The organism is Actinacidiphila alni, from assembly GCF_900112845.1.
Taxonomy (GTDB): domain Bacteria; phylum Actinomycetota; class Actinomycetes; order Streptomycetales; family Streptomycetaceae; genus Actinacidiphila; species Actinacidiphila alni.
The window spans coordinates 45,543-60,002 of sequence record NZ_FONG01000019.1; the positions used below are offsets into that span (position 1 = coordinate 45,543).

The 14,460-nt window shown below is 74.6% G+C and carries 15 protein-coding genes; 9 read left to right on the top strand and 6 right to left on the bottom strand.

Going from position 1 to position 14,460, the window contains the following annotated elements:
- Positions 1-143: 143 nt before the first annotated feature.
- Positions 144-2,141 carry an N-acetylmuramoyl-L-alanine amidase gene (locus BM076_RS26585; protein WP_407640715.1) on the top strand — a complete coding sequence of 666 codons (1,998 nt, stop codon included), beginning with the start codon at positions 144-146 and terminating at the stop codon, positions 2,139-2,141.
- Positions 2,142-2,246: 105 nt separating this feature from the next.
- Here the strand turns inward: BM076_RS26585 and BM076_RS26590 are convergent, their stop codons facing one another.
- The 3 genes from BM076_RS26590 to BM076_RS26600 all read right to left on the bottom strand — a co-directional run bounded on the left by BM076_RS26590 (position 2,247) and on the right by BM076_RS26600 (position 6,896).
- Entirely contained in the window at positions 2,247-2,747 is a 501-nt protein-coding gene (locus tag BM076_RS26590) for a hypothetical protein (protein ID WP_093716342.1), read from the bottom strand.
- A 153-nt stretch (positions 2,748-2,900) separates the two neighbouring features.
- Positions 2,901-5,828, bottom strand: a complete 2,928-nt coding sequence (locus tag BM076_RS26595; protein WP_093716343.1) for an ATP-binding protein — start codon at positions 5,826-5,828, stop codon at positions 2,901-2,903.
- 447 nt (positions 5,829-6,275) lie between these two features.
- Positions 6,276-6,896 (bottom strand): CGNR zinc finger domain-containing protein, encoded by a 621-nt coding sequence (locus tag BM076_RS26600; RefSeq protein WP_093716242.1) that lies wholly within the window; start codon positions 6,894-6,896, stop codon positions 6,276-6,278.
- Positions 6,897-6,946: 50 nt separating this feature from the next.
- Between BM076_RS26600 and BM076_RS26605 the strand changes: the two genes are divergently transcribed.
- Complete coding sequence (locus tag BM076_RS26605; protein WP_245796406.1) at positions 6,947-7,600, top strand: pyridoxine/pyridoxamine 5'-phosphate oxidase; 654 nt, start codon at positions 6,947-6,949, stop codon at positions 7,598-7,600.
- A complete protein-coding gene (locus BM076_RS26610) occupies positions 7,591-8,298 on the top strand; it encodes a maleylpyruvate isomerase family mycothiol-dependent enzyme (RefSeq protein ID WP_093716244.1) in 708 nt (235 codons plus the stop codon). Before BM076_RS26605 ends, BM076_RS26610 begins: the two co-directional genes overlap by 10 nt.
- A 108-nt stretch (positions 8,299-8,406) precedes the next feature.
- Here BM076_RS26610 and BM076_RS26615 read toward each other — a convergent pair whose 3' ends face one another.
- The gene (locus BM076_RS26615; protein WP_093716245.1) at positions 8,407-8,646 is read right to left on the bottom strand and encodes a DUF397 domain-containing protein; all 240 of its coding nucleotides are present in this window, start codon (positions 8,644-8,646) and stop codon (positions 8,407-8,409) included.
- 169 nt (positions 8,647-8,815) lie between these two features.
- On the opposite strand from BM076_RS26615, the gene BM076_RS26620 reads away from it, so the two are divergent.
- From BM076_RS26620 to BM076_RS26640, 5 genes are all read left to right on the top strand, one after another.
- On the top strand, positions 8,816-9,400 hold the full coding sequence (locus tag BM076_RS26620; protein ID WP_093716246.1) for an isochorismatase family protein: 585 nt from the start codon (positions 8,816-8,818) through the stop codon (positions 9,398-9,400).
- Positions 9,401-9,490: 90 nt separating this feature from the next.
- Positions 9,491-10,066, top strand: coding sequence for a TetR/AcrR family transcriptional regulator (locus BM076_RS26625; protein WP_093716247.1), 576 nt, complete (start codon positions 9,491-9,493; stop codon positions 10,064-10,066).
- Between the two features lie 134 nt (positions 10,067-10,200).
- Positions 10,201-10,788 (top strand): DUF4865 family protein, encoded by a 588-nt coding sequence (locus BM076_RS26630; protein ID WP_093716248.1) that lies wholly within the window; start codon positions 10,201-10,203, stop codon positions 10,786-10,788.
- Positions 10,788-11,231: a carboxymuconolactone decarboxylase family protein gene (locus tag BM076_RS26635; protein WP_177246627.1), complete on the top strand. Its 444-nt coding sequence runs from the start codon at positions 10,788-10,790 to the stop codon at positions 11,229-11,231. The genes BM076_RS26630 and BM076_RS26635 overlap by 1 nt, the downstream gene beginning before the upstream one ends.
- Positions 11,228-12,175 carry a phosphotriesterase family protein gene (locus tag BM076_RS26640; protein ID WP_093716249.1) on the top strand — a complete coding sequence of 316 codons (948 nt, stop codon included), beginning with the start codon at positions 11,228-11,230 and terminating at the stop codon, positions 12,173-12,175. The genes BM076_RS26635 and BM076_RS26640 overlap by 4 nt, the downstream gene beginning before the upstream one ends.
- Positions 12,176-12,184: 9 nt before the next feature.
- Here the strand turns inward: BM076_RS26640 and BM076_RS26645 are convergent, their stop codons facing one another.
- Entirely contained in the window at positions 12,185-13,015 is an 831-nt protein-coding gene (locus BM076_RS26645) for an endonuclease/exonuclease/phosphatase family protein (RefSeq protein WP_093716345.1), read from the bottom strand.
- A 128-nt stretch (positions 13,016-13,143) separates the two neighbouring features.
- Here BM076_RS26645 and cpt point away from each other — a divergent pair, with 128 nt between their 5' ends.
- Complete coding sequence (cpt, locus tag BM076_RS26650) at positions 13,144-13,680, top strand: chloramphenicol phosphotransferase CPT (protein ID WP_177246628.1); 537 nt, start codon at positions 13,144-13,146, stop codon at positions 13,678-13,680.
- Between the two features lie 16 nt (positions 13,681-13,696).
- On the opposite strand, the gene BM076_RS26655 is transcribed toward cpt, so the two are convergent.
- Positions 13,697-14,410, bottom strand: a complete 714-nt coding sequence (locus BM076_RS26655) for an alpha/beta fold hydrolase (RefSeq protein ID WP_093716251.1) — start codon at positions 14,408-14,410, stop codon at positions 13,697-13,699.
- Between the last annotated feature and the right edge of the window lie 50 nt (positions 14,411-14,460).

Here is a 14,460-nt window from a genome sequence, read left to right on the forward strand (position 1 = left end):
CGGCCCGTGGAAAGCCCCGCTGATACGCCCGAATTACGCCCCTGACGTGCGAAGACGAGCTTGTATACGGGTGGTTGACGGATGTTCCGGCAGCCGATACCTCTGTGGTGCCGATCGTTCGGCATCTCTTGGAGGAGGCTGCTGTGCCAGGATCCGCTCCCCCGTCCGACAGACGCCGCGGCCGGCGCGCGCTGCGCATGGCGACGGCCGCCGTGGCCGCCACCGCGCTGCTGCCGGTGTTCGGTGTCGCCCATGCGGCCGAGCCCGGCCCGGCCGCCGCCGGTTCGCTCCAGCGGGCGTTCGCGGACGCCGCCAGGACGTACCACGTGCCGCAGAGCGTGCTGCTCGGTGTGTCCTACCTGGAGTCCCGCTGGGACGGCCACCAGGGCATGCCGAGTGTGACCGGCGGCTACGGGCCGATGCATCTGACCGACACCCGCACCGCCCTCGCGGACTTCCCGCAGCGCGGCACGGGCGACGGCGCCGACGACGGGCGCGGCGACGACTCCCGGCCGATGATCAGCAGCGCGACCGCGCAGGCGCCGGACATCGCGGCGCTGCCCGCGTCGTACACCACGCTGGACCGGGCCGCGACGCTGACCGGGCTCGCGGCGGACGCGCTGCGCGAGGACGCGGCGACGAATGTGGCGGGCGGCGCGGCGCTGCTCGCCGACACGCAGAAGTCCCTCGGTGAGCCGCTGAGTTCGGACCCGGCCGACTGGTACGCGGCGGTCGCCCGCTACTCCGGCGCCGATGACGCGGCCACCGCCGCGTCCTTCGCCGACGACGTCTTCGACGTGCTGAAGCAGGGGCAGGCGCGGACCACCGACGCCGGTGAGCACGTCACGCTCGCCGCGGCGCCCGGTCTGGAGCCGGCCGCGGGGCAGACGGCCAGGATCGGTCTCGGGCAGCCGAACGCGGCCGGGACGGAGTGCCCGCGCGGGGTCGGCTGCGAGTGGATACCGGCGCCGTACGCGGACATCGGCGGCGGTGACTACGGCAACTACGACAAGGCCGACCGGCCGGAGTCGCAGACGATCGACACGATCGTCATCCACGACACCGAGGGCTACTGGGACACCGCGCTGCAACTGGTCCAGGACCCGACATATCTGGCCTGGCACTACACGGTCCGCTCGTCCGACGGGCACATCGCGCAGCATCTGCGGACCAAGGACGTGGGCTGGCACGCGGGCAACTGGTACACCAACGCCAAGTCGATCGGTGTGGAGCACGAGGGCTTCCTGACCGACCCGGGCACCTGGTACACCGAGGCGATGTACCGCACGTCCGCGCGGCTGGTGAAGTACCTGGCGGCGAAGTACCACATCCCGCTGAACCGGCAGCACATCCTCGGGCACGACAATGTGCCGGGCCCGACGGCGTCGTACATCACCGGCATGCACACCGACCCGGGCCCGTACTGGGACTGGGGCCACTACATGGCGCTGCTCGGCGCCCCGGTGCACGCGACCGCGGGTCCGTGGGGCGGCGAGGTGACCATCGCCCCCGACTACGACACCAATCAGCCGCTCTACACCGGCTGCACGAGCGCGGGCGCGGTCTGCCCGGCGCACGGTTCCGACGCGGTGCGGCTGTACACGGCGCCGTCGCAGGACGCGCCGCTGGTCAAGGACATCGGTCTGCACGGCGCGACCGGCGCCAGCACGACGGACGTCAACGACGTGGGCGCGCGGGCCTCGACCGGCCAGCAGTACGCGGTGGCCGACCGGCAGGGCGACTGGACGGCGATCTGGTACCTCGGTCAGAAGGCGTGGTTCCTCAACCCGAGGTCCGCGCCGACGGCCGTCAACGCGACGGGTCTGGTGATCACCCCGAAGAAGGGCCTGGCGAGCGTCCCGGTCTACGGCCGCGCCTACCCGGAGGCCACCGCGTACCCGGCGGACGTGCCGGTGCAGGGGATCTACGCGATGCCGTACACGATCCTCGCGGGCCAGCGGTACGTGGTCGGCGGCGCGGTGCACGGCGAGTACTTCTACTCGGTGTCCTTCGACACCAGCGGCCAGAAGGTGGTCCGCGGGAAACAGCTGTACTACGAGATCCAGCTCGGCCACCGGGTGGAGTACGTGCTGGCCTCGGACGTGACCTTGCTGCCGTCGGTACTGGGCGCTCCGCGCTGAGCCCGTAGCACCGCGGCGGCGGGGCAACGGGGGGAAGGGCGGCACCGGAGGTCCGGTGCCGCCCTTCGCCGTGCCGCGGGGTCCCGGGGCCCCGGGGTCCCGGTATCAGACCGCCTGGAACATCTCCGCGGGCAGCGGCTTCAGCAGCTGGTACAGGTCGTCGGTGATCGGCCGGTCCCAAGTGGCGATGGTGACCTGGACGCCGTCGCTGCGGTCGAACTGGGCGCACGCGACCCGGGACTCGGAGATCTTGATGCGGCGCACGATCAGGAGGCTGTCGCCGTGCATGACCGGGGTGTCCTCGACCGTGGTGACCTCGGCCGGCTCGTCGTTGCCGAGCGCCGCGAGGAGCTGGGCGACCTCGAAGGGCACCTGGCCCTCGTCGAGCTGCCGGGCGGGCGAACCGGCCGGCAGATTGCCGATCAGCATCGCGGGGCCGCGTCCGCCGAACAGGTCGTAGCGCAGGTAGATGCCCTGGCAGCTGCCGTCCGGGCCGGGCAGCAGCCCGGCGCCCAGGTCGCCGGGCCAGTCCCCGGGGTCCATCGCGAGGACGTCGAAGTCCGGCCCGGTGGGCGTGGCTGCGCTACGGCGGCGGAGGAAGGACATGCGGCCATCGTACGGGTAGCGGCCGTCCGCGGGGACCGGGGCCGCACCGCCTTCCGTACGGTCTTTCGAACGGTCGTACGCGGCCGGAGCGGCGCCGTGCCGCGGGCCGTCCGGGGCGCCGGAGGACACCCCGAAGCACGGCGGAAACAGGCGTCACCGCTCCCCCGCGGACTCCTCGGGTCCCGCCGGTTCCGTGCCGGTCGTGCGCAGCGCCGCGGCCAGGCCCGCGGGGTCGGTGCCGAGCTTGCGGTAGACGGCGGACAGCACGCGGGGCACGTCCCGTTCGCCGAGGCCGAGGGCGCCGGCGATCGCGTGGTGGTCCTCGCCGCGTGCGGCGCGCACGGCGGCGGCGCGCTCCCGCGCGGTGAGGGCGTCGGAGCCCGCGGCGTGCAGCTGCCGGGGGCGCAGCCCGGCCAGTTCCAGTTCCTGGCCCGCCCGCGCGGCCAGGCCGTCCGCGCCGCAGGCCAGCGCGGTCTCCAGGCCCCGGTAGAGCTGTTCGGCCGCCTGCTCCGGCCGGCCCGCCCGGCGCAGGGCTGCGCCGTGCTCGACCAGGGAGCAGGCGAGCTGGTACGCCGACGGCGACTCCTCCAGCCGGTCGACTGACTCCTCCAGCAGCTTCAGTCCGTCCGCGCCGCCGGTGACCTCGGCGGCCACCCGCAGCGCCTGCCCGACGGCGGAGGCCGCGCCGAACTGCCGGGCCCGCGCGACCGCGTCCAGCGCGGTGGCCCTGGCCCGGTCCGGGGTGTCGTGGGCCTCGGCGAGTGCGAGGTGCAGCTGCCAGGGGCTCCAGGCGGGGTTGCGCATGCCGCGCGGGTCGAGCCTGCGGCCGACGGAGGCCAGTTCCGCGGCGGCCTCCTTGTGCAAGCCGCGGGCGAGCAGCAGTTCGCCGTGCACGGCCTGCGCGTCGGGGAAGGTGACGGCCGCCGGGAAGGGTTCGCGGAAGTCGTACGCCGAGGCGAGCGCGGTGGCCTCCTCGGTGCGTCCGCGGGCCAGCAGGATCTCGATGAGGACGGCGACCGAATACCACTGCACAGGGGTGCCGCGGCCGACCCGCTCGGCCAGCCGCAGCCCGTCACGGGCGAAGTCCTCGGCCTCGGCGAGCCGGCCGCGCCGGTAGCGGAGGTAGCCGAGCAGCAGATAGCCGAAGGACAGGTGGGCGCCGCGCCAGCCGTGCCGTTCGAAGCCGGCGATGCCGGTGGTGAACAGTTCCTCGGCGCGGCCCGGCTGGTCGGCGTAGACGTAGGTCATCGCGACCAGCACCGGGACCTCGAAGCCCCAGCCCTCGTTCGCCCAGGGCAGGCCGCCGTCCAGGGCGCGGCCGGCGTGCCGCAGCACGGTGCCGGTGGGTTCGCCGCGCAGGGTGGCGTCCCAGGCACGCAGGCCGATGATGTAGCGCTCGGTGAGGTCGCGGCCGGCGAGCCGGTCGGCGAGCCTGGCCAGCCGCCGGGACCGGCTGGGCGAGTCGGGTTCGTCGGCGCGGAAGGCGTCCCACATGAACTGCTCGGCCTGCATCCGCAGCCGGGTGCGGGCGCTGGTGGCGGTGCGGGCGGCGTGCGCGACGACCTCGGCGGCCTCGCCGAGCCGGTCGCTGTGGGCGAGGGACTGGGAGAGCCGGAAGACGATGCCGTCGCGCAGTTCCGGGTCGCCGATCGGTTCCTCGAGCGCGGCCCGCAGGTGGTTGACGGTGACCGAGGGTTCCAGGAGCTGGGAGGCGCAGCCGAGTTCGTAGAGCACGGCGGCCCGGTCCTCGGGCGACGGGGGTTCGCGCAGTGCCCGGCCCAGGAAGTCGCGGGCGGCCTCCGGGGCGCCGGCCCTGAGCGTCTCGCGGGCGGCGGCCCGCAGTTGGCCGACCACCCAGGGGTCGCCCTCTGGGTGGGTCTCCAGCAAGTGCCTCGCGGCGGCCGCGGCGCCGAGCCCCTCCTCGACCACGGCCCAGGCGGCCTGGCCGTGCAGGGCGACGCGTACGGCGTTGGGGATCGCCCGGTAGACGGCGGTGGCGATCAGCGGGTGGACGAATTCCAGGGTGCGGCTGCCGGTGAGGATGCGGGCGCCGCGCAGCCGGTCGGCGCAGTCGGCGGCCTCCTCGCGGCCGAGGCCGGCGACGGTGGCGGCCAGCGCCGGGGAGATCTCGGTGCCGAGTACGGCGGCGGCCCAGGCGAGCCGGACGGTGGAGGGGCCGAGCCGCTCCAGGCGGGTGACCAGTCCTGTGCCCTTGACCGCGGCGGCCAGGTCGCGCAGCAGGTGGGCGCTGGATTCGTCGGGGCGCAGGCCGCGGTCGCGGACCTTCTCGGCCAGTTCGACGGCTTCGAAGGGGTTGCCGGCGGTGACGGCCCAGCATTCGCGGCAGAAGGGCTCGTCGGCGTGTTCGCCGACCGATTCGCGGACCAGGTGGCGGATCGCGCCCGCGGTGAGCGGTTCGAGGCCGATCGGGCGGTGGCCCGCCCGGCCGGGCAGGCCGCGGAAGGACTCGGCGCTCGCCGGGAGTTCGTCGGGGCGGTAGGCGACGACGATGAGCAGGGCCAGTTCGTCGGCGCGCGGGGCGAAGGCGGCGAGCCAGTTGAGGGACTGCGGGTCGGCCCAGTGCGCGTCGTCCAGTACCAGGACCACCGGGGCCCGCTGGACGGCGACATGGGTGAGTACCCAGTCCAGGCCGTCGCGCAGACCCTGCGGGTCGGGTGCGGCGCCCTCGGCGGTGCACAGCCCGAGGGCCGGGCCGACGATGCCGTACCAACTCCCCAGCCGGGCCCGCAGTTCGCTCTCCGGGACGCCGGCGAGCTGGGGTTGCAACAGCTGCCGTGCGACGTGGAAGGCGACCTGCTGTTCCTGGTCGCCGCCGCGCGCGGACAGCACCGTGCAGCCGCGTTCCGCGGCCCGGCGGCGTACTTCGGCGAGCAGGGAGGTCTTGCCGATGCCCGCGGAGCCGGCGAAGGCGAGCAGTCCGCCGAGCCGCTCGGCGGGCCTGGCCAGCCCCGAGCCGTCCGGGCGCAGACCGGTGAGGTCGCTCAACGCCTCGTCGACCGCGACGAGTTCGGCATCTCGTTCGAGCAGCGCGCGCCGGGTGCGCGTGTGACGCTGCGGCATGGTCAGCCCCCCTGCCTGCCGGGTGGCGTACGCCAGGCGCATGACGTGCGGGGTCGTGCGCGGCGGACGGCCGTCCGGTGGCCTCACAGCGTACGCCGTCGGCTGCGCTGTGTAAGGAGGAACGGCCGTGCCGGTTCGCCACTGGCAGGAGGCGTCACCGGCACGGCCGAACGGGCGGCGACGTGCGCTTTCCGTCGCGGCCCCGGTACCGGCGAGCCTGCCACGGCGGGTTGTCGCCCCACCAGCCCCTGCGGCCTCCGCACCGCTCCGAAGCCCCCGTGCGCCCCATGTGCGCCCCCTTGCCGGTCGTAACGCGCCTTCGCCGGAGGGGAGTTGAGGTTCCGCGGGAGACGAGTAGACATGACATGGCGTCAATTGCCGTATCGGGAAAGCCGACTTGCGGAATCGGGCCGGTGCCGCGGAGCCACCGGACGGGACGACGGTTCGTCAGCCATCGCTCCCGGCCCGCTCCTCGCGTCGGCGGGCGTGGTGGCGGGCGACACGGGCGCGGTTGCCGCAGGAGGGCTTGCACCACTCCTGGCGGGCGTGCTCCTTGACGAAGTAGCGGACGCAGCGCGGGGCCGGGCAGGCGCGCAGCAGTTCGCGGTCGGGGCCGGCGAGGAAGGCGACGGCGGAGCGGGCGAGGGCGGCACCGAGCCGGTCGGCGGGCGCCGGGGAGCCGGGGACGGTGTGGCTTGCGACGGGGGCACCGTCGTCGGGCCAGTCCAGCCGGGGGGCGACGGGCGCCAGGGCGGACGCGGCGTTCAGCCGGTCGAGGGCCTGCCGGGCCGACGGCAGCCGGCCGGCGTCGGCGGAGCTGGGCGGGCCGGGCAGCACCGCGCGGGCGAAGAGCGCGCGGACCGCCGTGCGCACCTCGGCCACGGCGGTGCGCGCGGCCTCGTCGGCAGTGAACTCCGCGGCGACGGCGGCGTCTTCACCGAACGCCGCCGAGTGTGCGCGCACCCACCGGGTCAGGCCCGCGGCCTCCGCGAGGTCGTCGGCGACCCCGCCATGTCCGTCGTGGCGGATGGTGACGGCGAGGTCGAGCGCGAGATGATCACCGGACATGGGCTAATGCTATCGTCGCCGTAAGCCATTAACGAATGAGGGGGGTATGCGTGTCCGACCTCCGCGAGATCCTGCGCGGTCTCGCCGTTTTCGACGGCGATCTGCCGACCTTCGACGTGACGGAACTGCCCGCGGATCCGCACGAGTTGTTCACCGACTGGCTGCTGGCAGCGGTCGCGGCCGGAGTCCGCGAGCCGCACGCCATGACGCTCTCCACGCTCGGCGCGGACGGCGACCCCGCGGCCCGCGTGCTGATCGTCAAGAACGTCTCGGCGGCGGGCTGGGAATTCGCCTCCGACAGCGGCAGACGCAAGGGCCGGGAGCTGGCCGCCCACCCGGCGGCGGCGCTCACCTTCTACTGGTCCCCGCTCGCCCGCCAGGTGCGGGTCCGCGGCCGGGTCGCGTCACTGGGACCCGAGGCGAGCGCGGCGGACTTCCTGGCCCGCTCCCCCGGCGCCCGCGCCGAGGCCCTGCTCGGGCGGCAGAGCACCCCGCTGACCGGCCTCGCCGACCGTGACGCGGCCGTACGGGAGGCGGCGGAGCGGGTCGCGCGCGACCCGGGGCTGCTGGCCCCCGGCTGGACGCTGCACACACTGCGCGCCGAGAGCGTCGAATTCTGGCAGGGCGACCGGGACCGGCGGCACACCCGCGTCCTCTACACACGCACCGACGACGGTTGGGAGAGTGGCCTGCTGTGGCCGTGACCGGAGAGATCACCGGCGGACCGGAACTCGCGGCGGCGCTGGCCGCCGGGCAGACCCGGCTGCGCGCCCTGCTCGGCGGGCTCACCGACGACGACGCGCGGGCCCCGAGCGCCCTCCCCGGCTGGACCCGCGGCCATGTGCTCACCCACATCGAGGGCGTCGGTCTCGCGCTCGCCCGGCAGGCGCGCTACGCCAAGCGCGGCAAGCTGATCGAGGTGTACGACGGCGGCCGCGGCGCGCGGGACGCGGCCATCGAGGCCGGGCACGGCCGCCCGGCGGCGCGGCTGGCCGAAGCGCTGGGCGACGCGCTGGACGAGGCCGAGGCGTCCTGGGCGGCGGTCGGACCGGACGACTGGGACCTGCCGGTGAGTTACCGCGACGGCACGGTGACGACGGCGGGCCTTGCCTGGTGGCGGGAGCTGGAGATCCACACCGCCGACGCCCTGCTCGGCCGGACCGCGGAGGACTGGTCGCCCGAACTGTGCACGCATCTGATCGGCTTCCTGTCCGCGCGGGTGCCGGACGGCATCCGGCTCACCCTCGGCCCGGCGGACGGCAGTTGGTCGTTCGTGCGGGGCGAGGGCACACCGGTCGCGGTGACCGGGCGTCCGGCCGACCTCGCCGCGTGGCTGGCCGGCCGCGTACCTCCCCGGCCGCTGACCGGCGATCCGCTTCCCACACTGGGCAGTTGGCCGTAGAGAACCACGGCGCGCCGGAAAACGGCGGACGCCACCGGGGCCGTACGGCATGACGCGCGTACGGCCGCGGCGGCGTCCGGTGTGTGCCGGGCCCGGGGGCGCGGGTGGTCAGGTGAGGTCGAACTCCCCGTCCCGCGCGCCCAGGACGAAGGCGCGCCACTCGGCGGGGGTGAAGATCAGCGCGGGCCCGTCGGGATTGCGCCCGTCCCGCATCGCGATGTAGCCCTCGACAAAGGCGATCTGGACATCGCCGGTGCCCTGGCTGCTGGAAAGCCACTCCGCGTCCGTCAGGTCGACCTGCGGCTTCTTCCCGTTCGCCAACGGCTGTCCGATGGTGCTTTCGGCCACGTCCGCTCTCCTCCCACGTCGTCGTCCGCCACCAGCCTAGCCACCGGGGCGCATGCCCGCGCAAGTCCGCGAAATCAGCCTCTTTTGAGCCGGCTTTCGAGTAAAGGCCGTTCGCCGGCCCCGGTCGATCGCCGTACGTGGAACCAGGCCCGCCGGGTAGGGTCCCGGCATGACCGTACATGATCACCAAGACGGCGCCGGCTCCTCCGCCCCGCTCTCGCCGCCGCCGCTCTCCCCCCGCCTCGATCCGGCGCGCACCGCGCTGATACTGGTCGATCTGATGGACCGGATCGTCGCGTTACCGCTCGCGCCGCACTCCGGACCCGAGGTGCTGGCCGCGGCGCTGCGGCTGGCCGGGACCTTCAGGGCGGCGGGCGCGACGGTCGTCGGCGTACGGGTGCACCGGCCGGGCCCGGCCGAACAGCCGCCGGGCAGCGACCTGGTGGAGGACATCGCCAAGGTCTGCGACCTGGTGGTCGTCAAGCAGACCGTCGGCGCCTTCCACGGGACCGGCCTGGACGAGCGGCTGCGCGAGCGCGGCATCGACACCCTCGTGCTGGCGGGTGTCGCCACCAACATGGGAGTGGAGTCCACCGCGCGCGCCGCGGCCGACCACGGTTACGGGCTGGTCTTCGCCGAGGACGCGATGTCCGGCCTCACGGCCGCCGAGCACCGCTCGGCGGTCTCGCTCGACTTCCCCCGCTTCGGCACCGTCGTGACCACCGGGCAGGTGCGGTTCACCGACGGCGGCTGACGTACCCGGCGCGTCCGCGCGTGGCGGCGGGGCGGCCCGCCGCCGCACTCTCTCCTGGTTTCTGTACCTACTAGTATGTACACTCACCGTATGGACACGGCGGAACGATTGATCGAGAGCGCCCAGGAACTGCTCTGGGAACGCGGTTACGTCGGCACGAGCCCGAAGGCCATCCAGGAGCGGGCGAACGCCGGGCAGGGCAGCATGTACCACCACTTCCGGGGCAAGCCGGATCTGGCGGTGACCGCGATGCGGCGCAGCGCGGGTCGGCTCAGGGCGCAGGCCGAGGAGCAGATGGCCGGCGGCGGCACGGCGGTCGGGAAGGCGTCGGCGTATCTGCTGCGCGAGCGGGACGCGCTGCGCGGCTGCCGGGTCGGCCGGATGGCCATGGACCCGGACGTCATCGACAGCGCGGAACTGCGGCAGCCGGTCGCGGAGACCTTCGACTGGCTGTGCGGCCGGCTCGCCGGGATCATCGCCGATGGCGTGCGCGCAGGTGAACTGCGCACCGGGCTCGACCCGGCCGACACGGCGGCCGCGATCGTCGCCGTCGTGCAGGGCGGCTACGTCCTGGCGCGCGCCGCCGGTTCGCAGGAGCCGTTCGACCGCGCCGTCCGCGGCGCGGTGGCCCTGCTCGCGGCGGCCCGCGCGGACGCCGGCGCCTGAGCCGCGTCCCGGCCGCCCGACACGCCCCGGCCCTGCCATCGACGCCCGCGCCGGGCACGCCCGGGCAAGGGCGCACCTCCGTCCCACCGACCCGCGCCCGACACCGACGCCGCACTCATGGGGAGCCAGCGACCGTGCACGCGATGAACTACCGCATCACCCTGCCCGCCGACTACGACATGGCGGTGATCCGGCGCCGGGTCGCGGGCCGGGGCCACCTCCTCGATGACTTCCCCGGTCTCGGCGCCAAGGCGTATCTGATCCGTGAACAGGGCGTGGACGGCTCGCCGGTCAATCAATATGCGCCGTTCTACCTGTGGAACAGCCCGCGGGCCATGAACAGCTTCCTGTGGGGGCCCGGATTCCAGGGCCTGGTCGCCGACTTCGGCCGCCCGGTGGTCGAGCACTGGACGGGGCTCGGCTTCGCCCGCGGGCCGGCCTTCGGATCGGTGCCGCGCGCCGCGACCCGCCGCGCGTGGGCGCTGGACCCGACCACCGAGCCCGCCACGGCCGTCCATGCCGCGCTCGCGGAACTGCCCGCGCTCGCGGCCCGCCCCGGCACGCACAGCGTCGCGCTCGCCGTGGATCCGCGCCAGTGGGAGCTGGTGCGCTTCACCCTCCACGAGAACACGGCGCCGCCCGAGCCGGACGCCGACCGCTACCAGGTGCTGCATCTGTCGGCGCCGGAACTCCACGACATCGGGACGGGACAGCAATGGTGATGCGACCGAGCACGATCGACCGCGAGGCCGGCTACCGGCTGCTGGCCGAAATGGCGGGCCCGGCGACCGTCGAGTCCACCCTCACCGGCCTCGACACCCTCGCCCCCGGTTTCCCCGACTGGATCGTCACCGCCCTGTTCGGCGGCACCTACCAGCGCGAGGGCATCGCCCTGCGGGACCGGCAGATCGCCAATCTGGCGGCGCTGACCGCGCTCGGCGGGGTCGAACCGCAGCTCGACGACCATGTCCGCAACAGCCTGCGGATCGGCATGTCACCGCGCGAGATCGTCGAGGTGATGGTGCACCTCGCGCCGTACGTCGGCGTCCCGAAGGCACTGGCCGGGCTGCGGGTGGCGGCGGCCGTGCTCGAGGAGACCGGCGCCGGCACCGTCGGCGACGGGACCGCCTCGCGGGACACCGACGACGGCGGGAGCACGGCATGAGAGCGGTCCGCACCGTCCTCGGCGACCTCGCGCCCGACCGTCTCGGCGTGTGCGACGCCCATGACCACCTCTTCCTGCGCATCCCCGCCCTCGCGGGCCAGGAGCTGGACGATCCGGCCGCGGCCGAGGGCGAGTTGGCGGCCTTCGGTGCCCTCGGCGGGGCCGCGGTCGCGCAGTGGACGCCCTTCGGCATCGGCCGCAGGGCCGCCGGTCTGCCCGCGCTGTCCCGCGCGACGGGGGTGCACCTGGTGGCGGCGACCGGCCTGCACCAGGCCGCGCACTACCCGCCGGAGCTGCTGGAGCGGCTGCACAAGGACGGTCTCGCGGACTTCTTCGTCGCCGAGCTGACCCGCGGGATGCTGGACGGCGACGACCCGGACGGTCCGCGCGGCACCGCGCGGGCGGGCATGATCAAGGTCGCCGGGATGTTCCACGGTCTCGACGGTCACGCCCTGCGGGTACTCGCGGCGGCGGCCGAGGCGCATCACGCCACGGGCGCGCCGATCGGCGTCCACCACGAGATGGGCACCGCCGCGGTCGACGTCCTCGGGGTGCTGCACGGCGAATGGGGCGTGCCGGCCGACAGCATCCTGCTGGGCCACCTCAACCGCTTCCCCGACCCCGGTGTGCACCGTGAACTGGCCGCGTCCGGTGCCTTCCTGGCCTTCGACGGTCCGTCGCGGGCCCACCACGCCACGGACTGGCGGACGGTCGAGTGCCTGGTGGCGCTGGCCGCCGCCGGGCACACCGGTCAGCTGCTCCTCGGCGGCGACACGACCACGGCCGGGGCGCGCGCCTTGACCGGCGGCGGTCCCGGCATGCCCTACCTGCTGCGGACGCTCCGGCCGCGGCTGGAGCGGGAGTTGGGCGGCGAGGCGGCCGAAGCCGTCTTCGTGACCAATCCGGCGCGCGCCCTGTCCGCGCGGTGGCGCGACGACCCCTGACCGGCAGACCTACGGGGCGGCCGGCGCGCCGTGGGCGAGGTCGGCGATCACGGCGGCGTGATCCGACGGCAGCACACCGTCGATCCGCCGGTCCCCGGCCCTGCGGGCGTACTGGATGGCGCCGCGCGCGCCGGCGACGTCCGGCATGCCGACGAAGATGTAGTCGAGGCAGGTCGGCCGGGCGCCGAAGTTCACCGAGTCCTCGTGGGCGAGGTCCCATGTGCCCTGTGGCAGCGCGGGGTCGGCGAACCGCCAGGCGTCGAGCAGCACCAGGCCCGGCACGGCGGGCGCCGTCTTGTAGCCGCCCATCAGCCGGATCTCGTCGAAGTCCGGTTCCGCGTTGAAGTCCCCGGTGACGACCGGCGGATGACCGCCGTCCGGCGTGTGCCGCGCGACGAAGGCGGCCAGCTCCCGCACCTGGAGGCAGCGCACCGCGGATTCCGCCGGTCCCGAGTTCAGATGGGTGGTGAAGAACGGCAGCGGCCCCGCGGGGGTGTCGATCAGGGCGTGCAGCGCCGTCTTGCCGTCGTCGGACGCCTGGCCCGCGGGCAGCCGCCGCTCGGCGGTCGCCAGGATCGGATGGCGGCTGAGCACGGCGATCCCGACGTCCACGCTGGTGTCCCCGCCGTTGCGGCTGTGCCAGCGGTCCTGCGCCCGGCCGCGCGACCAGGCCCAGTGCATGCCCAGTTCGGCGGCGAGCCAGCCGGCCATGTTCTCGTCCGGGTCCGCCCACACCTCCTGCAGGCCGACCACGTCGGGGCGGGTCTCCTCCAGGGTCCGCAGGATCGCGGTGCGGCGTTCGCGCCAGGAACCGAAGCGCCACCAGAGGTTCCAGGTCATGATCCGGGTACTGCCGGGCGCGGGGCCGTCCGCGCGGCCGCGGCCGTCCGTACCGCCCGCCCCACCGGAGCCGAGACCGATGCCGTTATTCATTCGCCGGTTCCCCTCGTCGCACCTAGCGTGGCGGTATGTCCACTGCGGTGATCATTCTCAACGGCGGATCCAGTTCCGGGAAGTCCGGGATCGCCCGGCGACTCCAGGACGTGCTGGAGCGGCCGTGGCTGACCTTCGGCGCGGACACGCTGGTCGAGGCGCTGCCCGCGGTGCTCCGCGACGGGAGCGGGGGGATCTCCTTCGCCGCCGACGGCTCGGTGTCCACCGGCGCGGAATTCCGGCGGCTGGACATCGCCTGGTCCCTGGGCATCGCGGCGATGGCCAGGGCGGGCGCCCGGATCGTCGTGGACGAGATCTTCCTCGGCGGCCCGGCCTCGCAGGACCGCTGGCGCACCGCGCTGACCGGTCTCGACGTGCTGTGGGTCGGGGTGCGCTGCGACCCGGACGTCGCGGCGGCGCGTGAGGCCGCCCGTGGCGACCGCACCCCCGGCATGGCCCGCGCCCAGGCGGAATCGGTGCACCGCGGCATGGTCTACGACCTGGAGGTCGACACCGGCGCCGGCGATCCGCTGACCTGCGCCCGTACGATCGCCGCCCGCGTCACCGTTTGACGGCCGCCGTCCCGGTTCACCAGGCGGCAGCGGCCGCCCCGGGCAGGAAGGCCCGCAGTTCGCGGAGGACGTCGGCGGGCCGTTCGTCGTGCACCATGTGGCCGGCGTCAATGGTGGTCAGCCGGCAGTCGGGGATGCGGTCCGCGACCCGCGCGAGCTGGTCCTGCCGCAGGTGGCTGCGCGGGCCGCCCGCGATCAGCAGCGTGGGCGCGGTGATCGCGGTCAGCTCCTGCCACCAGGCCGGGTCCGGCGCATTGCGCTGCACGGCGACGGCGGGCAGCAGCCGCCAGTCGTACGGTGTCGGCTCGTCGGGGGCGGCGGCCGGGACGGGACGCGGCGGATCGGCGGGGAAGGGCAGCGGGCCCTCTTCGAGCACCAGCCGCCGTACGGCGTCCGGCCGGGCCATGGCGACCAGGGAGGCGGTCACCGCGCCGAGCGAATGCCCGATCAGCGTCACCTCGTTCAGGCCCAGCGCGTCGAGGAAGCCGAGCACGTCGTCCCGGAGCAGTTCGAAGGAGTAGCTGCCGGGGTGCTCGCTTGCGCCGTGGCCGCGCAGGTCGAGGGCGTGGCAGCGGTATCCGTCGGCGGCGAGCGCGGCCGTGACCGCCCGCCAGGACGTACGGTCCTCGCCGAGCGCGTGCAGCAGCACGGCGGGCGGCCCGTCCACGGGTCCCGCGCTCTCGTACGCCAGCCGTACTCCTGCCACCTCGACGTGCGCGATGTCGTTCATACGCCCACGGTAGGCGGGCGCACACCGCTCGCGGCGGACGTTCGCGCCCG